Here is an 18,968-nt window from a genome sequence, read left to right as displayed (position 1 = left end):
CATAAAAGGCTACTCAATCATCAACTGCCAAAAACCGCGAACAAGCTTTGCAAAAACGACTACTTTTAACTCGACGCCTAGCTCCGTTCCTAGGTCAACAACTTACCCGATCGGAATACACTTTTAGCTTGGCCCTTTGCGAAACATTTTTAAGAATATTGATACGCGCCTCATCATCTACCATCCCCCAAGATTTGATTTCTTCGAGCGTGCGATAGCAACCTAAGCAAACATCGGCGTCGTCGAGACAGCAATTACCGACACAAGGGGAATCGACGCGTTGATGCTGAATCATTTGAGTTTTACCGCAGTTCCATAAGCCATGATTTCGGACGCATTCGCCATGATCGCACTGGTCGTAAATCGAATATTAACGACAGCATCGGCACCGCGACGCTGCGCTTCGGCCACCATTCTTTCAATGGCAAGATCCCTGGCATCGGCTAACATTTCAGTGTAGCCTTTAATTTCACCGCCAACCAATCCTTTTAAAGCTGCCATGAAATCGCGTCCTACATGCTTGGATTGCACAATATTGCCCACTACCACGCCCAAGTTTTCAGTAATCTCTCGTCCCGGCACATCCGGTGTTGTTGTAAATATCATTGTTAATTTTCCTTTTTAAATATAAAGCCTAAGCCCGCCGCTTACAAACGGGCATAAAACTAGATCAGCATGCCGCCGTTGATTTTATACCATCCGGTAAGGCGGCATCTGAATCGACTCGATGCACCGACCGGTCATCGTTATCAACCCGATATAACGATCATCGCCCGACGCCGAGAATTCAAATTCGAAAGAACGCATCAACCTTAACTTACCGAAGTCATCTCTTTTAAACGTCATCCGACTTAATGCGACACAATCGTCCAACATTTGCACATCCATATCCGCACAGTGTTTTCTTGCGGCCAGATAAGCATATTCTCTAATCGACAAAGCATCCGACCAACAGAAAAGAACTACAATCAATAAAAAAATCAGAAGCACTTCAACTTGCATCGGTCGACCCTAAAATTGAGTATTAGTGTAAAGATCGAGTGATTCCTCTAATACGACCTAACAATCGGTGCAATCTATCCGAATTTTATTGGCTTAGCAAACGAGGCGTTTATCTTTCGCCCATGAAACTACGGTATTAGCTAATGAAAGCAGTGGAGTTTTAGCCGAAACGTTTTTACTTCTAGAGAGGCATTATTATGAACTCATTGCAAAAAATTTTATTGATCCATCATCATATTAAGCCTAGACAACTGCATGCCGTACAAGAATCGGCGCAACAATACGGCATCGAACTCGAACCTCTTTTATTGAACGATTTTTTGCTTAATCCCAAAAAACAACTTAATGGAAGACACCATCTAGTGAGCCTGCTGGAAAGCGCAGATCTTTCTTTGTTACTCAACCAGGCGCATCGATACCACTTCAGTATAGGACTGCTGCCCGCACATAAATCGTCAATCGTCTGCCGCCTTTTCAACATTCCGACCCAAATCGAGAAAGCGTTACCGCTTGCCATCTCGCCAAATAAGGCTATCGATCTCGACTTGTTACTGTGTAATGACGAGGCCGTTTTGTTATCGGTGATGGTCGGCTATGTACCTTTTTTTAATTTTCGCCAACAATATTACGAACGGCAATCCTTGTTAAGAAGATTAATTCATCTCATCAAAAATGCCGCTAGCCTTACCCGCCTGAAACCATTCGATTTGAGCATTGCCACCGAAAAACGCGATCAAATCAAAACTGCGGTCACCGGTGTATTAATCATTGAAAACGATATCGAAGCGTTTGCGGCTAACTTGATCAACGAATCGATATCATCTCAAGACAATAAGCTATCGGCCATGCTGGTCGCGCCTTGTTCAACTGTCGATTATCTGTTTTTTTTGCTGGATTGTTTTTATTATAAAAACCGGACGGCCGGTAGACTTCCTAAAGCGGTTAGCTATATCAAAACCCGCGAACTCACACTGAGCACTTCGAAGAAATTGGATTATTGGATAGACGGGCGCCCCTGTAAAGCAGAAACATTGTTTTTCAAATGCATACCGGACAGCATTAAGATCATTGTCGGCGAACAATTCAAATTCGTCCATGATACCCATGAGGCAGAAAAGGAAACCCTAAAAATCAATAACCTACCTCAAAACGAAGTGCGTTTGCAGCGTTTGCGGAAAAAAGTCCCATTTTTTTCGGTTGCGCAGGAAGACGACTTTAAGGACCTGTTCCTAATGCTCAAGGAAAATGCCCAACTCTCCGGGCCGTTTTTGGTATTGATGGTGCTGAGCAGCATGCTGGCGACATTCGGTTTATTTTTAAACAGTGCACCGGTCGTGATTGGTGCAATGATCCTAGCACCACTAATGGCGCCGATCGTGTCGCTATCGATGGCTATTTTGCGTAATGACCGCAAACTGTTTAATAATGCGATTTGGGTGTTTTTAATTGGCCTTATAGCCGCCATTGCGGTATCGGCTTTAACAACGCTAATATTGCCTTACGAAAAGATCACTGAAGAAATCCACGCCCGATTGCAACCGAGTTTATTGGACCTCGGTGTCGCAATCGTATCGGGTATGGCCGCCGCCTATGCTCACGCCAAAGAAAACATACTGAAAAGCCTTCCCGGCGTGGCGATTGCCGTTGCGCTAGTTCCACCACTTTGCGTAATCGGTATCGGCTTAGCTTGGCACGATTGGGTAATTGTCAGCGGAGCCGGTTTATTATTTCTGACCAACTTTGCCGGAATCGCCATGACCGGCGCGCTAACGTTTCTGTTTTTGGGCTTTTCCACCGTAATTCGCATTAATTGGGGCCTTGGGTTCTCGCTGCTATTAATCGCGTTGGTGAGCATTCCACTCTACGATTCGTTAATGACCGATATTAACCATGGCCGAATTACCTCAGCCGTCGGAAGCCAGACTTATATGGTCAATGGCAAAACTATTCAGCTTGATGGCGTCAGGGTCATTTCGGCCGGCGACACCATTTGCCTTTCAGCCGTATTGGGCAGCTCCGAAAACATTAGCGCCGAAGACGTTGAAGCGCTTCGAATCGATATCGAAAAACTCCTTGATCAACCGGTTAAGATTGAAGTCACATTGAAAATTATTAGTTCGGCATATAATCACCCGTAATTTTTTAAATTATCAGTTATCATGCCTAACTTCTCTCCCTTCCAACGCACTAGAGAAGCTCCGAACCTTCCTACCGGTACGGTCAAATTTATCCTGTACTGTATTAGCAGTTTCCCGGGTCTATTGACGTTAATGTTAATTCTCGAGACCGGACAGGCTGCATGTAATATTCTGGTACCTTATGCAGTCAAGGCCATTATGGATGGCGTCGCTTCATTGACCGGGGACACCGGCCCGGTACTGAAGACATTGCAACAACCATTACTATTGCTGGCAGGCTTGGCTTTGGCCGAGATTATCTTCAGTCGAACCAGCGGTGCATTGCTGATTATTATCGGACCTCGTTTGCGGCAAAGAACAACACAAAAACTTTTTGCTTATTTGCAGTATCACTCGGTTAGCTACTTCGGCCACCACTTTGCCGGAGCACTGGCGCATCGCATTAGCGAAACCGCGATCAGTGTCAATCATACAACGTGGTCAGTTTTGTGCGAATTTTGGCCAATTACAATAACCTTTAGCGTGTCGATTTTTTTATTGCTAGGGGTTCATCAGGGTTTGGGGCAATACGTTGCAAGCTGGGTACTGGCCTATATTGCCATTTCTTATTGGCTTGCCACCCGCTGTCAGCATTACGCAAAAAGTTACGCCGCAACCCGCAGTCAGGTCAACGGCAAAATCGTCGACGCGGTCAGCAACATGCTTAACGCAAAGTTGTTTGCCCGGCTCGATTACGAACGCCGTTATTTGAATGAATATTTGGAAACCGAAGTTCGGGCCGGACGCCGCACATTTTGGTATATGGAACGGGTCCGTTGGTTTCAATTCATTGCAGCCGCCGCACTCAAGATCGGCACAGTCTACTATGCACTCACACTTTGGGAAGGCGGCATAATCAGTGTCGGCGATTTTACAATGAGTATTGCCTTGGCGTTATTGATTATCAGCGATGCCCGTAATCTAACACGACGTTTTTTAGAGTTTTTCGAATATGTCGGCAACGTTGCCAACGGCATCGATACCATCGTTCGCCCTCACGAAATTGTCGACAAACCTGAAGCTACACCTCTAATCGTGACACATGGCCGGATCGAGTTCCGTCATGTTCGTTTCGGTTACGATCCCTCGCAACCGGTTTTCGAAGACTTGAACGTCATCATCGAACCGGGGCAACGGGTTGGACTGGTTGGTTTTTCCGGGTCAGGAAAATCGACCTTTGTCGCGCTAATGCTGCGCAATTACGAGCCTCAAGACGGAGCGATTCTAATCGATGATGTCGATATTGCCGGCGTATTTCAAGATTCTTTGCATGAGCAGGTCAGCCTGATTCCTCAGGATCCGAGCTTGTTCCACCGCAGCCTCAAAGAAAATATCGGTTACGGCAAACTGGATGCGGAGGATGCGGAAATCATTGGCGCAGCTGATCTCGCTCACGCCGACGAGTTTATCAAAGACATGAAAGAAGGTTACGATGCCCTGGTAGGAGAACGCGGCGTTAAGCTGTCCGGCGGACAGCGTCAGCGCATCGCCATCGCTCGCGTCATGCTGAAGGATGCGCCGATTCTTATTCTTGACGAAGCCACATCCAGTTTGGATTCGGTCACTGAAAAAACCATTCAGGAAAATCTCGACCGAGCCATGGGCCGTAAGACCGTCATCGCCGTTGCGCATCGTTTATCGACGATCGCCCATCTCGACCGCATTTTGGTCTTCGACAACGGTCGCATCGTCGAGGACGGCAGCCATAATGAATTACTGGATCGAAAAGGATTTTATCATCGGCTTTGGTCAATGCAGGCAGGTGGTTTTTTGCCGGAAGAGGCGGTTAGCGGTTAGCGGTTAGCGGTTAGCGGTTAGCGGTTAGCGGTTAGCGGTTAGCGGAATAGTATAAACCGCCTTTGTCGTTGAACAAGAGGAGAAAATTGTTCTGACAATCATTGCTTAACTAAACAACGGTCCGATCAATTTGGTATGTGATTGATCGCTTTACTGACTATGTAAGCAAAAACTAACAAAACAATCGTGAAAAAAGTTAAAATAAACAGTTTTTAACTTTCCGCGCACTTTCAAGCTGGATAACCGATTATGTTAAGCAAATATAACACCGATGACTTAAGAATCAGTGAAACGAAAGAAGTCATCGCGCCTGTTGCAGTACACGAAGAACTGCCGATGAATGAACTCGCGGCGACTACGGTGCTGCAAACGCGCGCCGAAATTCATGACATATTAACCGGAGATGACGACCGCTTGTTAGTCGTGATCGGCCCGTGTTCGATTCATAATCCGGAAGCGGCGATCGAGTATGGAAAAAGACTCAAAACGATCAAAGACGAATTGAACAAAGATCTTCTGATCGTAATGCGGGTTTATTTCGAAAAGCCCAGAACGACGGTCGGCTGGAAAGGTCTGATCAACGATCCCGATCTGGATTCCAGCTTCGATATCAACAAAGGCCTGCGTATTGCCCGGCGCCTATTGCTGGATCTAAACACACTGGGCATGCCGGCCGCAACCGAATATCTCGATTTAATCACACCGCAGTATGTTTCCGACTTGATTTCGTGGGGGGCCATCGGCGCAAGAACTACCGAGAGTCAGGTGCATCGCGAATTGGCTTCCGGCCTATCCTGCGCGGTCGGTTTCAAAAACGCGACCGATGGCTCGATCAAAATCGCAATCGACGCAATCGGCGCGGCAATGAGCCCCCATCACTTCCTTTCGTTAACGAAGGAAGGCCGTTCAGCGATATTTTCGACGCGCGGCAATGAAGATGCTCACATTATTTTGCGCGGCGGCAACGGCCAGCCCAACTACGATGCAGTAAACGTTGAAAAAGTCGCGGAAGGGCTGGAAAATTCAGGGCTAAGACCGCGCATTATGATCGATTTCAGCCATGCGAACAGTTTGAAACAATATCAACGTCAGTTGATCGTCGGCGAGGATGTCGGCGGACAAATTGCCGGTGGCGACAAACGCATCATCGGCGTCATGATCGAAAGCCATTTAAAAGCCGGACGCCAGGACGTAATTCCCGGCAAACCATTGACTTTTGGACAAAGTATTACCGATGCCTGCCTGGGCTGGGAAGACTCGGCACAGTTGTTGAAAGATCTTGCCGCGGCAGTCGTTGCACGCAGAAAGACTGAAAATTGATACGGAGCGTAAACGTGAACATATTGCTAAATGGCGAACCCCGCGAATATCCGGAAGCGACGACAGTCGCACGGATTGTGGCCGATATGGGGCTAAGCGACAAACGCATCGCGGTTGAATTGAATAAAGAAATCCTGCCATTCGACCGCTACGAGCAGCAAACGCTACAGGACAATGATCGTCTCGAAATCGTTCATGCCATCGGCGGCGGCCAAGACGATACCTTCACCGTAGCCGGCACCCGCTTTCATTCGCGCTTATTGGTTGGCACCGGCAAGTATAAAGACTTGGAGGAAACCCGCCTGGCTATCGAAGCTAGCGGTGCTGAAATCGTTACGGTCGCGATCCGACGGACTAATATCGGCCAAAACCCAGGCGAGCCTAACCTACTCGATGTGATTTCGCCTGATAAATACACGATCTTGCCGAATACCGCCGGCTGCTTCACCGCCGACGATGCCGTGCGGACCTGCCGTTTGGCCAGGGAGTTATTGGGTGGTCATAAGCTGGTCAAACTGGAAGTATTAGCCGACCAAAAAACTTTATTCCCCGATGTTGCCGAAACGTATGTCGCGGCAGAATTATTGGTCAAGGACGGCTTCGATGTGATGGTTTATACCAATGATGACCCGATTGCCGCGAAAAGGCTGGAGGATATCGGCTGTGTTGCGGTGATGCCATTGGCTGCGCCGATCGGCTCGGGATTGGGCATTCGTAATCCGTACAACATTTTGACCATCGTCGAGAACGCCAACGTACCGATTCTAGTCGACGCCGGTGTCGGCACAGCTTCCGATGCCGCTATCGCGATGGAACTCGGCTGCGATGGCGTGCTAATGAATACCGCGATCGCCGCCGCCCAACATCCGGTCATGATGGCTGAAGCGATGAGAAAAGCGATCGAAGCCGGTCGCCTGGCATTTTTAGCCGGCCGCATGCCAAGAAAACGTTTCGCTTCGGCTTCGTCGCCGATCGACGGTTTGTTTCTTTAAACCTAGAAAAGACTTTCATCATGAAGTATAAGTTAATTCAATAACTTGTTATGCGTTTGCATAGAACTTTCGTTCACCCAAAAGATTAGCGGAAATATTACTGTGAAAGCTCGCAGATTCAAAAGCATTATCTAATTTTTCAATATGCAAAAATCTACTGTAAAAATGTTGATTCCGAAGAGAGTGCGGTTGCTCGACCGACAGGCGTCGGCGGCAGGAATAGCCGCCGTCGAGCCTACATGGACGTATTCACCCAGCACCTAAATTCCATAGCCCATTAGCTATGGTTAACTATCTTGGATAATTTAGGTGCTGGGTTCACGGCGTCCTGTCGGGCGAGTGACCGCACCCTCCCCAACGCCTAGCACTTTCATTTACTGGGGTGATTACCAGACTTTCATGAACTTTAGGTAATCTCTTGAAATACTTCATGTGCTTCATGATTAAACTGCCAAATAGGATTCGCTTGGCTGTGTTTTTCAACTCTAAGCACATGCATTCGCACTGAACTATTGGGTTACGCTTCGCTAACCCAACCGATTCAGCCGTATTCATTAATATTGCAATATAAATACCGCACTCCGTCAGCATGAATTCCCCTGATTTATCCAACGCCGGCAAAATCCGAAGCTTTTCGCGGCGTCAAGGCCGTATCACCGCTGGCCAGCAGCAAGCACTCACCGATTTCTGGGATAAGTACGGCCTGGAGCCCGGTATCGAATGCCGTTTCAGCGAAATTTTCGGACGCGAAGCGCCGGTTATTGTCGAAATCGGTTTCGGAAACGGCGATAGCCTAGCAGACATGGCCGAGGCGAATCCCGATTGCGATTACATCGGCATTGAAGTACACAGACCGGGCGTCGGTCATTTGATTATGCAACTGGAAGCGCGCGAACTGAGCAATGTCCGAATTTTTTGCCATGATGCAGTCGAGATTCTGGCCCGAAGCATCCCCGATCAAAGCCTAGCGGGTGTCCATCTATTTTTTCCCGACCCGTGGCCGAAAAAGCGTCACCATAAACGGCGCATCGTCAAACCGGCATTCATTAATTTGATCACGACAAAATTGGCACAGGGAGGTTATTTTCATTGCGCGACGGATTGGGAAAACTATGCCGAGCATATGCTGGCTGTATTATCAAATGCACCGGATCTTGATAATGCCGAAGCCGGCGGAGGATTTAGCGAACGGCCCTCTTATCGGCCATTAACTAAATTCGAAAACCGTGGGCTTCGCCTCGGCCACGGTGTTTGGGATTTGATTTTTAGAAAAAACTAGTCCTCAGTCAGTCTTGTTTTGCCGGGTAAAAGTAAATCCGCTCATCGTCTTGAGCCTGTCGAAGGATGAGCGGATTTACGCTGAGCTAAACGATTTTTACCCGACATTGTAAAAATGACTGAGTACTAAATATCTGTGTCAATAAAAATAGGCGCGAAAGACAATTGCGTCATTCGACAACACCAAGAAGAGAACACATTAAGCATTGTGTAGGCGTATCCGAGAAAATCATACAATAGAGCTCACAACCGAAGTGCTCTGTTCACTATTTACTTCTCACTGTTTACTGCTCACTATCAGCCGACATATCCAATTGCATCGCCTTGATGATCGTTGCCAATTCGCTTCGCTGTCTTTTTAACGGCTCTAGCTCTTGTTCCAGAATCGCTATATTTTCGGCAACGCTACCTTTGGATTCATTAATCTTCCTCAGCATTTGCAAACGCCCTTCAATCTGTTTTTTATGATCCTTGATTTGATGCATCAACGGTGTCAAAACGCTGTTACTCCAGGCGGCAGCATCTTTTTGGGCATGTTTCATAATATTTCGCGCCTTACTAATTAACGTACTATAAAGCCTGTTAACTACAATGCTTTGTTCGGTCAATGTGGTTTTTGCGCTGGTCCGGAATGCTTCGCCTTCTTCGAAGATCTGTTCTAATTCGAACTGGTATTGCTTAATCGAGAAAAGCTGCGGTTCGATTTCCTTGAAACCGTATTCGTCCTGAAACTTTTTATGAATCGCTTTAACCAAACGGCGTGTTTCATTAGTCGTATCGACTGCATCCTGCAATAAGTCCCGTAAATCGTCGAACAACTTACGGATTTGCTGCTTCATGCCGTATGTCGTTAAACTCTTGGTCATATCTTCCCGAGTCTGCCGGATGATCTCATCGACTTTTTCCTTGGCAAACGAGTCAATCAGGATTTTTGCCTGCACACTAAAAACCTTACGGCTAGCTTGAAAGTTTTCGACATTAACCATGTAATGCTGTTGCCTGTCACGGGTTTCGGCCATCAGCTTTTCGGTCATTTCATGATTTTCAAAATCCAGCTTCTTGAACTCCTCCAATTGCTTGGTAGCATTGGTCAACTTACCGTCGGTAAGATTAGACGATTCACCCACCAAAAAACCGATATCTTTTTTAATCGTATTGAGTAATATTTGCCGCCGTTGCTTCAGGATGTCGTCGGACAAATATTTTTCCAAGGAATATAACCGACTTTTTTCGAGCAAGACATTATCCGATTTTACCTTCGCCAGCAGCGCCTGCTTTGCCGATACCGGAAAGATGGATGATTCGTCGATATTTAAAATTCCGGCCGACGTGCTAATTTGCGATTCTATGGCTGCGTCATAACCCGTCTCACCGGCTAGATCGTCCCACATCGAATCGATTTTGTTCATGACGACAGCTAATCCATGCTTTCTCCCGCCCCTAGCGCTACAAACATGATTACGCCACATTTCCAAGTCGCTTTTCGTCACTCCGGTATCGGCAGCTAGAACGAATATGATTGCCTGAGCGCTTGGAAGCATGTTCAACGTCAGCTCAGGCTCGGTACCTAATGCATTCAAGCCCGGCGTGTCGAGAATACAAAGTCCTTCCTTCAATAACGGATGCGGAAAACTGATTAATGCATGGCGCCAACATGGAATTTCAACGGTTTCAGGATTAACGACCCCTTGCTCGGCCGCTTCACGTTCGTTCCATAATCCCAATTTATCCGCTACATCCCTTGGCACGCTCTTTGTGGCGATCAACTCTTTAAATGCTTCTTGCATTTGCGTCGGAGAATCGAAATTTAGATCGATTTGTGTCCAGCGAGCGGGATTGTTTTTATACTCGGCCAGCGAAATATCTTCTAAGCGACTTTCTATATTCAGCAGACGAATATAACTGCCCCCCTCCTCGTCATAAAATACTTCGGTAGGCGACATCGTTGTCCGACCAGGAGCTGAAGGCAACAATCGAACACCGGTTTCGGCAAAAAACAAAGCATTGATCAGCTCCGTTTTGCCGCGCGAAAACTCCGCAACAAAAGCCAGCGTAACGCGGTCCGATTCCAAGCCATTAAGGATATTCAAAATTGTCCCGGTGCTATGAACATCGTTCATCCCATAACGGATACGCCATTCTTGATACATTTCAATCGCTTGTATCAACTGACTGCGCCACTGCGAATATTCATGCAGCTGTTCTTTAAATTCCGGGTTCCTCATGGCTGGCCTTTTTTTCGGTCATTAGTCTGCAAGATGATAAGGTCGCTTGAGTCTTTCACGCAACCGTAGCGAACGAAGTATAACGATGTAATGCGGGTAAGTGTAGACCATATCGTTGAATCTGTTAGTCACGCACAATTATTTTTAAATACCGTATTGTTTGCGGTATTCGATAATTGCATCAACTGGATAACCTAGATCCTGAACAGTTTCCAAATATTCAATAATTTGTTCGAGTGAAACGATACTTTGGACCGGCATATCATACGTTTTCCTGACTTCCTGTGTAGCGGATTGCCCATCTGGGCCTTTTTCCTGCCGATCCAGCGCGATAAGCACTCCCGCAGGATAAGCACCCTCTCCGTTAATAATGGCGACGGACTCGCGCACCGACGTCCCGGCCGTAATCACATCATCCAAAATCAGAACCTTCCCGAACAAAGGCGTACCGACGATCACTCCGCCCTCGCCGTGACCCTTGGCTTCCTTGCGATTGAATGCAAACGGCATATCTCTTCCGGTTATTCGAGCATAAGCAATCGAAGTCGCACTAACCAGCGGAATGCCTTTATATGCCGGGCCAAACAACATATCGATATCTAATTTGGACTCCAGCAAGGCCCGCGCGTAAAACTCGCCCAATTTGCCCAATTTCGCACCGGTATCGAACAATCCGGTATTGAAAAAATAAGGACTTATGCGTCCCGATTTTAATTGAAATTCACCGAATTTGAGTACGCCGCAGTCCAGGGCATACCGAATAAAATCTTTTTGGTAATCAAGCATTGCGTTTCTTTATGTAATAGTTTGAAAGATAAGGTATAAATTGCTTTAAGTATGGGGATCACGGGGTCCTCGATAGACATATCCCATACCTTTTATTCTTAGGCGGTTTTTCAATCAAAAGGAAGTAGGCTAATTTGCCCTCGATACCTGTTATGACGATCTCTTACGTTCCTCCGAGGGATTCTCACCTTGGCTGCCGAAACTAAATCGCTATGCATTCCCAGGCTGGGGCAGTGGAAACGAGGAATAGGGCAATTATTTATACTTTTTCACACTTCAAATTTCGGTAGTGTCTGAGGACACCCCGGTGCCGAATTTTGATCTACGATGGGTATATGACCAAACCCTCATTCAACGAATGAATTTTTCAAGGATAGTATCGAGAAAATTCCAACCGTGCTCCGAGCAGCGGTAATGATCATCCGTAAAATCGACCAAGCCTTGCGCGATACATTGCTCAAGGCCCGGCTGCAGACTGTCGAGACTCAACCCCGTAACGGCGCGATAGTGCGCTTCGGTAAAACCCTCTTTAAGCCGGAAATGATTCATCGCGAATTCAATAGGAAGATTATCGGCTTCGCACAAGACGGGTTTTTCCTCGCCAAGGGTTTGCATATATAACTCGGGGCTTTTAGGTTTAACGCTACGATAAACCTCGAAGGGTAGCTCCAAACTTATTTTACCGTGCGCGCCTGCGCCGATCCCCAGATAATCGCCGAATTGCCAATAATTGCGGTTATGTCGGCACTGAGCACCCGGCTTGCTGTAGGCGGAAATTTCGTACTGCCAATAGCCCGCGCTTTCCAATAGTGCTTGGCATTGCATTTGCCCGGCAAAAATACTTTCCTCTCCCGGCAATTGCGGCGGAAACTTATGAAAATAAGTATTCGGCTCCAACGTCAACTGATAAAAAGAGATATGGGTCGGGTTCATATCGACGGCGGTACGAATATCGGACAAGCCGCTATATCCGGAAATTTCCGGCAAACCGAACATTAAGTCCAAATTAAAATTGGAAAAGCCGACCCGTTGCGCAATTTCCGCCGCGTGAATCGCCTCTGCCGACGAATGAACCCGTCCCAATTTTTTCAATTGCTCATCATTAAAACTTTGCACGCCGATCGATAATCGATTAATCCCGATAGCTCGAAATTCAGCGAATTTACCGCTTTCAAAGGTACCCGGATTGGCTTCGAGCGTGATTTCGGCGTTATCGGCTAACTTCGTTTGACACCTAATACCGCAAAGCAATCGATCGATCGCTTCGGGTGAGAACAAACTGGGCGTTCCGCCGCCAATGAATATCGTCCCAATGGTGGGCTGCCGAACGGCAAAGCGCTCCAAATCTAGGCTCAAATCTTGCAACAAAGCATCGATATAGCGAATTTCGGGTAACTCGCCCTTGACCGCATGAGAATTGAAATCGCAATAGGGGCACTTTTTGATGCACCAAGGTATGTGAATGTATAAGCTTATCGGCGGCAAGATTTTTTTGCACATGATTGAAGATGAGGTATTTTAACACCGAAATCATTGTAAACGCTCGCTTTCCCTTTTCCTGACGAGAAGCATGTCTTGTTTAACACTCCGACGTTCTGCAGCAATAATTAAGCGAAAAACAAGACCGTTCACAGACACTGCGTTCCGAATTGATGCGGCTAAATTTAAAGAGTATGTTATGCAATACGGTAAACGCTTGGAAAGTTGACGTCTTACTCTCTTTTAATCGCAAAATCGTCTGAGAATAGACCTTTCGCACTTCAAATTTCGGCAGCGTTTAAGGAGGCACCGGGGTGCCTGGCAAAGAATTGATTTTTTTTCAGGCATTTAAAACTATTTATTGAACATCAACGTATTATTATTGGTAACACTATGCGGCTATTATTGGTCGAAGACGATGAAATTCTGGGCGACGGCATACAAGCCGGCCTAACGATGGAAGGCTATGCGGTCGATTGGCTTAGGAACGGCACGCAGGCAGATGAAGCACTGAAATCCAACAGTTATGAACTGATTGTAATGGATCTTAATCTGCCGGGCATGGACGGCTTAAACCTACTTTCCGAAATCAGAAAACGAAAAGATGAAACCCCGGTCTTGATCTTAACAGCAAGGGACGGTATCGACGATCGAGTTACTTTACTCGATAGCGGCGCCGACGACTTTGTCGTTAAACCGTTCGATTTATCGGAAGTCTGCGCCCGCCTTCGAGCACTAGCCAGAAGACAAGCGGGAAGAAGCGTCTCTCAAATCGAACATAAAGGCATCGTGCTAGATCCCGCCGCGCATACCGTCACGATCCATAACACCCCGGTTAATTTATCGCAAAAGGAATTCGGCATTTTAAATTTTTTAATGAATAATATCGGTAAGGTCGTTTCCAAGGCGCGTATCGAGGAAGCCTTATATTCCTGGGGTTCTGAAATAGAAAGCAATACTGTCGAAGTGCATATCCACCATCTACGCAAAAAGCTAGGCTCGGATTACATCCGCACAGTCAGAGGCGTCGGCTACATACTCGATGAGAATTAATGCGTTACTCACTTAAAGGCGTGCTGCTGTTTGCATTGCTTTCGGCAACGATAGTCATCTGGGCCGTTACGGCTTATATTAGTTATAAAGTCACACGCGACGAAGTAGTAAAACTATTCAATGCCGAACTCGAACAATCGGCTCAAGCGTTATATTCGTTTGTCGGACAATTGCTCTATAAAGGCTCTCTGAATGAATTGTGGGATTTGGACAGCCCTGAAAAAACGCCGCCACCCGACCAGCAACTCACGCAATTACGTAAAAAAATATCGTTTCAATTGATCGATAAAACCGAAGGCTTGATTTTAAGGTCGCAAACCGCACCCAAGCAACCGATGTCGCATTCGACAAACGGCTACACCAAAACCGAGGTAGCGGGACATACCTGGCATGTTTTCAGCGTTTCCAATGATGAAGACGAATATATCGTTCATGTCGGTCAACGTGACGATATCCGTCAGGAATTGAAAGACGAAATCGCCAATCATTTGATCAAACCGTTATTGATTAGCTTGCCTTTATTCGGTCTGGTCATTTGGATCATTGTCGGCCGCTCGCTCAAACCGGTCAATCGCCTGGCACGGCAACTAGCGAAGCGTGAGGCTAATTACTTAAAACCCCTATCGACCCGCTGGCTTCCAACTGAAATCATACCGGTAGTCGAGGCCTTGAACACTTTATTCATTCAGCTTGAGAAGGCTTTCGAAAACGAACGGCGCTTTACGGCCGACGCTTCGCATGAACTTAAAACCCCACTCGCAGGTTTGTTGACTCAAGCCCAAGTCGCGATAAAAACAACCGACGATGGCGTCAGACAACAAGCATTAAGCCGTATTGAACAAGCAGTGAAACGCATGACCGGCCTAGTACAACAGCTATTGACTTTTTCGCGCATCGAATCGGACCCCAGTTACTTGACTAAACAACCGATCAAATTGAGCAATGAAATTATTCAAATCATTGCCGAAATGGAACCGGAAGCCCATAAAAAACAAATTACCATGGGCTTTGATAACGACACCGACAGTTTAGTCATGGTCAATTCCTTACTCATCAATATCTTAATAAGAAATATCGTCGATAACGCAATCAAATACACGCCAAGAGGCGGCAAAATATTGATTAGCCTGACCGCACAAGGAAACCGCCCTTGTTTATGTGTCGAAGATTCGGGGCCGGGCATTCCGGTCGAACAACTCGAAAATGCGTATCAACGTTTTTACCGTTGCGTTGAAACCGCCAACCATACCCAAGGCAGCGGCCTCGGCTTATCGATGGTAAAAAGAATCGCTGTCTTGCATCATGCCGAATTACAGATGAATAAATCCCGCTTTGGCGGCCTGAGTATCGCGTTACTCTTTCCAACCCCACGAACCGAATACCCGGTTGCCCCAAACATCAATCCGGATTTTTTTAACAAACCGCCTTATGCTTGGCACCAACTAAAAAAATAAGGCATCGCTTATCGACATTCGATAGCATTAGGCTCTTCGACGACTGAATTGCATAACTCGCCAATACCTTCGATTTCAATACGAACCGTTTGCCCGGGCTTCAGATAACCTCGCGGTTTCATTTTAACGCCGACGCCTGACGGCGTGCCGGTTGCAATGACATCGCCAGGCTCGAGCGTCATAACTTGACTCAAATAAGCAATCATTTGATAGCAATTAAAAATCATGTGCCGAGTATTGGAATTTTGCCGTAATTCATCATTAACCCAGGTCTTGATCGTCAAATTATGCGGATCGATGATTTCATCCGGCGTGACTAGCCATGGCCCGAGCGGGCCATGTGTATCGAACGACTTACCCAGCGTCATCGTCGGCGAACGGGCCTGCCAATCCCTAACCGACACATCGTTGGCAATCGTGAAGCCTGCGATGACTTGATGCGCTTGCTCCAGAGGCACATGACGGCAACGCTGGCCTATTACAAAAGCCAACTCGCCCTCATAATCCAGTTTTTCCGATACCTTAGGCCGATGAATCGGTTCACCGCTACCGATTACACAAGTTGTTTGCTTATTGAAAAATGTCGGGTATTCGGGTTTTTCCTTGCCGGTTTCTTCAATGTGTTCGGCATAATTGAGGCTGATCGCCAAATATTTCCCTGGTCTCGGCACCGGTGCATGCACTTTCACCTCTGCAACCGGCAGGCGGTGCGTGCCTGCATCGATGAGTTTTTGCAACGCCTCCAATGCCGACTCTCCAGCACTCAGAAAGTCGATCATCAAGGAAGGAAGCGCACTATCCCCGAAACCGTCGACAATTTCATCGCCGACGACAGCGCCAATTCGCGTTTGCCGATTATGCGTAAAAGTAATTAATTTCATCGCTTGCTTCATCCTACTATGTAATGAAACATTAATTTTATAATGATCCGGTATAAGGAAAATACGTTTCATTAGTTTTGGCTATTCAATGAACCACAAATGAGTCGGATACCATAATTCAACCCGGCATTCTCTAAGGATTTTGTTATAAATAACTTCCCTATTTTTAATGCAAGGTAAGCAGGTTCGGTAACTCGATTGGCAGGTGTCGGCGGCAGGGAAAGCCGCCGTCAAGCCTACACGGACGTATTAACGGTGTCCTGTCAAGCGAGTTACCGAACCTGCTACAAAACTTATAGCTTCAGGAAGTTATTTTTCACGAAATCCTAAACCGTCACTTTTACCTTAGAAGCGCCGCCTATTCTTATATATAATGTGCCGACCGGCGAAAGGACGGTTTCGTTTTAAGACCCGTCCGTGCGTCATCAACTTATGCTGACAACCACAATGACACCCGAACAATTTAAACAGCATGCCCTGCAAGGCTTTAACCGAATTCCGATCAGCCGGGAAATTCTCGCAGATTTGGACACGCCGCTCAGCGCTTACCTAAAACTGGCCGACGGTCCCTATTCGTATTTATTCGAATCCGTGCACGGCGGCGAGCAGTGGGGCCGCTATTCGATTATCGGCCTGCCTTGTCGAACTGTCGTTAAAGTTATCGGCAATGAAATCCGAGTTGAGCGAGACGGCGAAGCCATTGAAATATTGATTCATGAAAACCCGCTGGCCTGGATCGAAGCATTCAAAGATCGTTACAAAGTCCCCGATATCGAAGGGTCGCCACGCTTTAACGGCGGACTAGTCGGTTATTTCGGCTATGAAACCATCGGCTATATCGAACCTCGACTCAAGTCGACAAACAAACCGGACCCGCTCGGCACGCCCGACATATTACTAATGGTGTCCGAAGAAATACTGGTCTTCGATAATTTATCCGGAAAACTGCTGCTCTTGACTCATGCCGACCCCGAGCAAGACAATGCCTACCAAGACGCCGTAAATCGCCTGGACGATTTGGCAGTCCGGCTACGCGAACAAAAAGCACGTTCCGAGACTCACAAAGCGCCGAAACAAGTCGAGGAATCGCATTTCGTTTCCGGCTTCACGCAGCAAGGTTTCGAGCAGGCCGTGTTGAAAGCGAAAGAATATATTGTCGACGGCGATATCATGCAAGTCGTGCTGTCGCAACGCTTGTCGATCCCGTATAGCGCCTCGCCGCTTAATTTATACCGCGCGTTGCGTTGTCTGAATCCTTCGCCGTACATGTATTTTCTAAATCTCGAGAATTTTCATATCGTCGGTTCGTCGCCCGAGATCCTGGTACGCCTCGAAGACGGCACGGTTACGGTTCGCCCGATCGCCGGAACCCGCCCGCGCGGCGCGACGCACGAGCAAGACCTTGACCTGGAAAGGGAACTGCTTGCCGACCCGAAAGAACTGGCCGAACATTTGATGTTGATCGATCTCGGCCGCAACGACGCCGGTCGCGTCTCGCGTACCGGCACCGTGCAACTTACCGACAAAATGATCGTCGAACGTTATTCGCATGTCATGCATATCGTCTCTAACGTCACCGGAGAATTACAAGAAGGCAAAAACGCCTTCGATGTCTTGGCTGCGACATTCCCGGCCGGCACGGTTAGCGGCGCGCCAAAAATCCGCGCGATGGAAATCATCGATGAACTGGAACCGGTCAAGCGCGGCGTCTATTCGGGCGCGGTCGGTTATATCGCGTGGTCGGGCAATCTCGATACCGCGATTGCGATCCGCACCGCCGTGATCAAGGATAAAACCTTGCACATTCAAGCGGGTGCCGGCATCGTTTACGATTCGGTGCCGATTAACGAATGGGAAGAGACGATGAACAAAGGCCGGGCCGTATTCCGAGCCGTCAGCATGGCCGAGGCAGGCTTGGAAGGAGAACAATCATGAGCGCCGTCAAACTGGTTATGATCGATAATTACGACTCGTTCACTTATAACCTGGTGCAATATTTCGGCGAACTCGGCGCCGATGTAACGGTCGTACGCAACGACGAAGTCACCGTGACCGATATCGAACGTCTGGCGCCCGATAAAATCGTCATTTCACCGGGGCCTTGCACACCTAACGAGGCCGGAGTTTCGGTCGAAGCGATCTTGAAATTCGCAGGCCGTTTTCCGATTCTAGGCGTGTGTCTCGGCCATCAAAGTATTGGACATGCTTTCGGAGGCAACATCATCCATGCCAAAAGCATTATGCATGGCAAAACCTCGCCGGTTTATCACAACGATATTGGGGTATTCAAAGGACTGAACAACCCGTTTACCGCAACGCGCTATCATTCTCTGGTCATCGATCAAGCCACGCTGCCGGAGTGTCTTGAAATCACGGCGTGGACTCAGGACGAAACCGGCAATATCGAAGAAATCATGGGCGTCCGCCATAAAATATTTGATATCGAAGGCGTGCAGTTTCATCCGGAATCGATCTTGACTGAACACGGCCACGATCTGCTGCGAAACTTTTTGGACAGATAAAA

16 protein-coding genes are annotated in these 18,968 nt (G+C 47.4%); 9 read left to right on the top strand and 7 right to left on the bottom strand.

Features of this window, described 5'->3' with window-relative positions; genetic code table 11:
- Positions 1 to 94 precede the first annotated feature (94 nt).
- From MEALZ_RS00850 to MEALZ_RS00840, 3 genes are all read right to left on the bottom strand, one after another.
- Positions 95 to 295, bottom strand: coding sequence for a DUF1289 domain-containing protein (locus MEALZ_RS00850; RefSeq protein ID WP_014146680.1), 201 nt, complete (start codon positions 293 to 295; stop codon positions 95 to 97).
- Positions 292 to 606 carry a YbjQ family protein gene (locus tag MEALZ_RS00845; protein ID WP_014146679.1) on the bottom strand — a complete coding sequence of 105 codons (315 nt, stop codon included), beginning with the start codon at positions 604 to 606 and terminating at the stop codon, positions 292 to 294. The genes MEALZ_RS00850 and MEALZ_RS00845 overlap by 4 nt, the downstream gene beginning before the upstream one ends.
- Before the next feature lie 84 nt (positions 607 to 690).
- Entirely contained in the window at positions 691 to 1,002 is a 312-nt protein-coding gene (locus MEALZ_RS00840; RefSeq protein WP_014146678.1) for a DUF3301 domain-containing protein, read from the bottom strand.
- Between the two features lie 197 nt (positions 1,003 to 1,199).
- Here MEALZ_RS00840 and MEALZ_RS00835 point away from each other — a divergent pair, with 197 nt between their 5' ends.
- The 5 genes from MEALZ_RS00835 to trmB all read left to right on the top strand — a co-directional run bounded on the left by MEALZ_RS00835 (position 1,200) and on the right by trmB (position 8,567).
- Positions 1,200 to 3,140 carry a DUF389 domain-containing protein gene (locus MEALZ_RS00835; protein WP_014146677.1) on the top strand — a complete coding sequence of 647 codons (1,941 nt, stop codon included), beginning with the start codon at positions 1,200 to 1,202 and terminating at the stop codon, positions 3,138 to 3,140.
- A gap of 132 nt (positions 3,141 to 3,272) precedes the next feature.
- Positions 3,273 to 4,976, top strand: a complete 1,704-nt coding sequence (locus MEALZ_RS00830) for an ABC transporter ATP-binding protein (protein WP_017841316.1) — start codon at positions 3,273 to 3,275, stop codon at positions 4,974 to 4,976.
- 249 nt (positions 4,977 to 5,225) lie between these two features.
- Complete coding sequence (gene aroG, locus MEALZ_RS00825; protein ID WP_014146675.1) at positions 5,226 to 6,296, top strand: 3-deoxy-7-phosphoheptulonate synthase AroG; 1,071 nt, start codon at positions 5,226 to 5,228, stop codon at positions 6,294 to 6,296.
- Between the two features lie 14 nt (positions 6,297 to 6,310).
- A complete protein-coding gene (thiS, locus tag MEALZ_RS00820; RefSeq protein WP_014146674.1) occupies positions 6,311 to 7,288 on the top strand; it encodes a sulfur carrier protein ThiS in 978 nt (325 codons plus the stop codon).
- Between the two features lie 589 nt (positions 7,289 to 7,877).
- Positions 7,878 to 8,567, top strand: coding sequence for a tRNA (guanosine(46)-N7)-methyltransferase TrmB (gene trmB, locus MEALZ_RS00810; protein ID WP_014146673.1), 690 nt, complete (start codon positions 7,878 to 7,880; stop codon positions 8,565 to 8,567).
- Between the two features lie 283 nt (positions 8,568 to 8,850).
- Here the strand turns inward: trmB and MEALZ_RS00805 are convergent, their stop codons facing one another.
- The 3 genes from MEALZ_RS00805 to hemW all read right to left on the bottom strand — a co-directional run bounded on the left by MEALZ_RS00805 (position 8,851) and on the right by hemW (position 13,077).
- Positions 8,851 to 10,791: a dynamin family protein gene (locus MEALZ_RS00805; protein WP_014146672.1), complete on the bottom strand. Its 1,941-nt coding sequence runs from the start codon at positions 10,789 to 10,791 to the stop codon at positions 8,851 to 8,853.
- 144 nt (positions 10,792 to 10,935) lie between these two features.
- The gene (gene pyrE, locus MEALZ_RS00800) at positions 10,936 to 11,577 is read right to left on the bottom strand and encodes an orotate phosphoribosyltransferase (RefSeq protein ID WP_014146671.1); all 642 of its coding nucleotides are present in this window, start codon (positions 11,575 to 11,577) and stop codon (positions 10,936 to 10,938) included.
- A gap of 351 nt (positions 11,578 to 11,928) precedes the next feature.
- Positions 11,929 to 13,077, bottom strand: a complete 1,149-nt coding sequence (gene hemW / locus MEALZ_RS00795; protein ID WP_014146670.1) for a radical SAM family heme chaperone HemW — start codon at positions 13,075 to 13,077, stop codon at positions 11,929 to 11,931.
- 372 nt (positions 13,078 to 13,449) lie between these two features.
- Here hemW and MEALZ_RS00790 point away from each other — a divergent pair, with 372 nt between their 5' ends.
- Entirely contained in the window at positions 13,450 to 14,109 is a 660-nt protein-coding gene (locus MEALZ_RS00790) for a response regulator (protein WP_014146669.1), read from the top strand.
- Positions 14,109 to 15,563, top strand: a complete 1,455-nt coding sequence (locus MEALZ_RS00785; RefSeq protein WP_014146668.1) for an ATP-binding protein — start codon at positions 14,109 to 14,111, stop codon at positions 15,561 to 15,563. The genes MEALZ_RS00790 and MEALZ_RS00785 overlap by 1 nt, the downstream gene beginning before the upstream one ends.
- 8 nt (positions 15,564 to 15,571) lie before the next feature.
- Here the strand turns inward: MEALZ_RS00785 and MEALZ_RS00780 are convergent, their stop codons facing one another.
- Complete coding sequence (locus tag MEALZ_RS00780) at positions 15,572 to 16,444, bottom strand: fumarylacetoacetate hydrolase family protein (protein WP_014146667.1); 873 nt, start codon at positions 16,442 to 16,444, stop codon at positions 15,572 to 15,574.
- Positions 16,445 to 16,891: 447 nt separating this feature from the next.
- On the opposite strand from MEALZ_RS00780, the gene trpE reads away from it, so the two are divergent.
- Together trpE and MEALZ_RS00770 are read left to right on the top strand one after the other, a co-directional pair.
- Positions 16,892 to 18,379 (top strand): anthranilate synthase component I, encoded by a 1,488-nt coding sequence (trpE, locus tag MEALZ_RS00775; RefSeq protein WP_046061296.1) that lies wholly within the window; start codon positions 16,892 to 16,894, stop codon positions 18,377 to 18,379.
- Positions 18,376 to 18,966: an anthranilate synthase component II gene (locus tag MEALZ_RS00770; RefSeq protein ID WP_014146665.1), complete on the top strand. Its 591-nt coding sequence runs from the start codon at positions 18,376 to 18,378 to the stop codon at positions 18,964 to 18,966. The genes trpE and MEALZ_RS00770 overlap by 4 nt, the downstream gene beginning before the upstream one ends.
- The last annotated feature ends 2 nt before the right edge of the window (positions 18,967 to 18,968 follow it).

It is taken from the genome of Methylotuvimicrobium alcaliphilum 20Z, from assembly GCF_000968535.2.
In the GTDB taxonomy this organism is placed as follows: Bacteria; Pseudomonadota; Gammaproteobacteria; order Methylococcales; family Methylomonadaceae; genus Methylotuvimicrobium; species Methylotuvimicrobium alcaliphilum.
The sequence above is the reverse complement of the archived record's forward strand: the minus strand, read 5'-3'. Positions and strand labels throughout refer to the sequence as shown.

What these genes read in the sequence shown, in the direction of transcription:
- MEALZ_RS00850 (WP_014146680.1), bottom strand. Translation starts at nt 295, where the DNA reads ATGATTCAGCATCAACGCGTCGATTCCCCTTGTGTCGGTAATTGCTGT.
- MEALZ_RS00845 (WP_014146679.1), bottom strand. Translation starts at nt 606, where the DNA reads ATGATATTTACAACAACACCGGATGTGCCGGGACGAGAGATTACTGAA.
- MEALZ_RS00840 (WP_014146678.1), bottom strand. Translation starts at nt 1,002, where the DNA reads ATGCAAGTTGAAGTGCTTCTGATTTTTTTATTGATTGTAGTTCTTTTC.
- MEALZ_RS00835 (WP_014146677.1), top strand. Translation starts at nt 1,200, where the DNA reads ATGAACTCATTGCAAAAAATTTTATTGATCCATCATCATATTAAGCCT.
- MEALZ_RS00830 (WP_017841316.1), top strand. Translation starts at nt 3,273, where the DNA reads ATGTTAATTCTCGAGACCGGACAGGCTGCATGTAATATTCTGGTACCT.
- aroG (WP_014146675.1), top strand. Translation starts at nt 5,226, where the DNA reads ATGTTAAGCAAATATAACACCGATGACTTAAGAATCAGTGAAACGAAA.
- trmB (WP_014146673.1), top strand. Translation starts at nt 7,878, where the DNA reads ATGAATTCCCCTGATTTATCCAACGCCGGCAAAATCCGAAGCTTTTCG.
- MEALZ_RS00805 (WP_014146672.1), bottom strand. Translation starts at nt 10,791, where the DNA reads ATGAGGAACCCGGAATTTAAAGAACAGCTGCATGAATATTCGCAGTGG.
- pyrE (WP_014146671.1), bottom strand. Translation starts at nt 11,577, where the DNA reads ATGCTTGATTACCAAAAAGATTTTATTCGGTATGCCCTGGACTGCGGC.
- hemW (WP_014146670.1), bottom strand. Translation starts at nt 13,077, where the DNA reads ATGTGCAAAAAAATCTTGCCGCCGATAAGCTTATACATTCACATACCT.
- MEALZ_RS00790 (WP_014146669.1), top strand. Translation starts at nt 13,450, where the DNA reads ATGCGGCTATTATTGGTCGAAGACGATGAAATTCTGGGCGACGGCATA.
- MEALZ_RS00785 (WP_014146668.1), top strand. Translation starts at nt 14,109, where the DNA reads ATGCGTTACTCACTTAAAGGCGTGCTGCTGTTTGCATTGCTTTCGGCA.
- MEALZ_RS00780 (WP_014146667.1), bottom strand. Translation starts at nt 16,444, where the DNA reads ATGAAATTAATTACTTTTACGCATAATCGGCAAACGCGAATTGGCGCT.
- trpE (WP_046061296.1), top strand. Translation starts at nt 16,892, where the DNA reads ATGACACCCGAACAATTTAAACAGCATGCCCTGCAAGGCTTTAACCGA.
- MEALZ_RS00770 (WP_014146665.1), top strand. Translation starts at nt 18,376, where the DNA reads ATGAGCGCCGTCAAACTGGTTATGATCGATAATTACGACTCGTTCACT.